The sequence below is a fragment of the Streptosporangium sp. NPDC005286 genome, assembly GCF_040607515.1.
In the GTDB taxonomy this organism is placed as follows: Bacteria; Actinomycetota; Actinomycetes; order Streptosporangiales; family Streptosporangiaceae; genus Streptosporangium.
Map to the genome: position 1 here is coordinate 1 of NZ_JBEXGU010000387.1, position 1,782 is coordinate 1,782.

The 1,782-nt window shown below is 69.1% G+C and carries 2 protein-coding genes; both read left to right on the forward strand.

Features of this window, described 5'->3' with window-relative positions:
* Nucleotides 1-1,535 (forward strand): glycosyl hydrolase family 18 protein (locus ABZU75_RS46290; RefSeq protein WP_355569931.1); only part of this gene is annotated, 1,535 nt, incomplete at its 5' end.
* 32 nt (nt 1,536-1,567) lie between these two features.
* Nucleotides 1,568-1,782, forward strand: a 215-nt coding sequence (locus ABZU75_RS46295; protein ID WP_355569934.1) for a cellulose binding domain-containing protein, incomplete at its 3' end; no start/stop codon positions are given.

The window sequence follows — 1,782 nt, forward strand, 5'->3', positions numbered from 1 at the left end:
TGGCGCCCGGTGCGACCGCGAGCTTCGGCTTCAACGGCAGCCCCGGCGGCGTCACCCCGTCCAACTGCACGCTCAACGGCGCGGCCTGCGGCGGCACCGGTACCACCGTCCCCGGTAAGCCGGGTGCGGTGTCGGCGACGGGTGGTGCGAACAGTGTGGCGTTGTCGTGGGGTGCGTCGTCGGGTTCGGTGACCGGCTACCGGGTGTACGAGGGTTCGGCTGTCAAGGCGACGGTGACCGGGACGAGTGCGACGGTGTCGGGGTTGGGGGTGTGCGAGGCGCACACCTACACGGTGGCGGCGTACAACTCCGCGGGTGAGGGTCCGAAGAGCGACCCGGCCAGTGCCACCACCACCGGCTGCACCACAGGCACCCCGGGTAAGCCGGGTGCGGTGTCGGCGACGGGTGGTGCGAACAGTGTGGCGTTGTCGTGGGGTGCGTCGTCGGGTTCGGTGACCGGCTACCGGGTCTATGAGGGTTCGGCTGTCAAGGCGACGGTGACCGGGACGAGTGCGACGGTGTCGGGGTTGGGGGTGTGCGAGGCGCACACCTACACGGTGGCGGCGTACAACTCCGCGGGTGAGGGTCCGAAGAGCGACCCGGCCAGTGCCACCACCACCGGCTGCACCACAGGCCCGCTGCCCAAGCACTTCCTCACCGGGTACTGGCACAACTTCGACAACGCGGCGGTCGAGCTGCGGCTGTCGGCGGTGCCCAACGAGTACGACCTGGTCGCGGTCTCCTTCGGCGAGGCCACCGCCACCCCGGGCGAGGTCGTCTTCGGCGTGGACCCGGGCCTGTCGGCCTCCCTCGGCGGCTACACCGACGCCCAGTTCAAGACCGACGTGCAGACCCTCCACTCCCGCGGCAAGAAGGTCATCCTCTCGGTCGGCGGCGAGGCCGGTCGGGTACAGGTGGCGAGTGCCGCCGCCGCGACCAAGTTCGCCGACACCGTCTACGCCCTGATGCAGAACTACGGCTTCGACGGCGTGGACATCGACCTGGAGAACGGCCTCAACGCCACCTACATGGGCCAGGCGCTGCGTGCGCTGCGGGCCAAGGCCGGTGCGAACCTGATCATCACGATGGCGCCGCAGACCATCGACATGCAGTCCACCGGCGCCGAGTACTTCAAGCTGGCGCTGAACATCAAGGACATCCTCACCGTCGTCCACACCCAGTACTACAACTCCGGCTCCATGCTCGGCTGCGACCAGATGGCCGCCTACTCGCAGGGCACCGTCAACTTCATGACCGCGCTGGCCTGCATCCAGCTGGAGAACGGCCTGCGCCCCGACCAGGTGGCGCTCGGCCTGCCCGCGGGACCGGGCGCGGCGGGCGGCGGGATCGTCGCCCCCGCACTGGTCAACCAGGCCCTGACCTGCCTGGCCACCAGGACCAACTGCGGTGGCTTCGTGCCGCCGCGCGCCTACCCCGGGATCCGCGGCGCGATGACCTGGTCCATCAACTGGGACGCCAGTAACGGCTGGAACTTCTCCAGGACCGTCAAGCCGCACCTCGCGACCCTGCCCTAAGCCTCCGAACACCCCCCAACCGAGGAAGAAGCATGAGAATTCGACGAACGCTGACCGCGGTTCTGGCCGCGCTCGGCATGTCACTCGGCCTGTCAACGGTCGCGGCCCCGGCCTTCGCGGCATCCCCCACCGCCGTCTTCACCAAGGTCTCTGACTGGGGGACCGGTTTCGAGGGCAAGTACACGATCACCAATGGCGGCACCACCACGATCAACGGCTGGTCGGTCGCCTTCGACCTGCCCTCCGG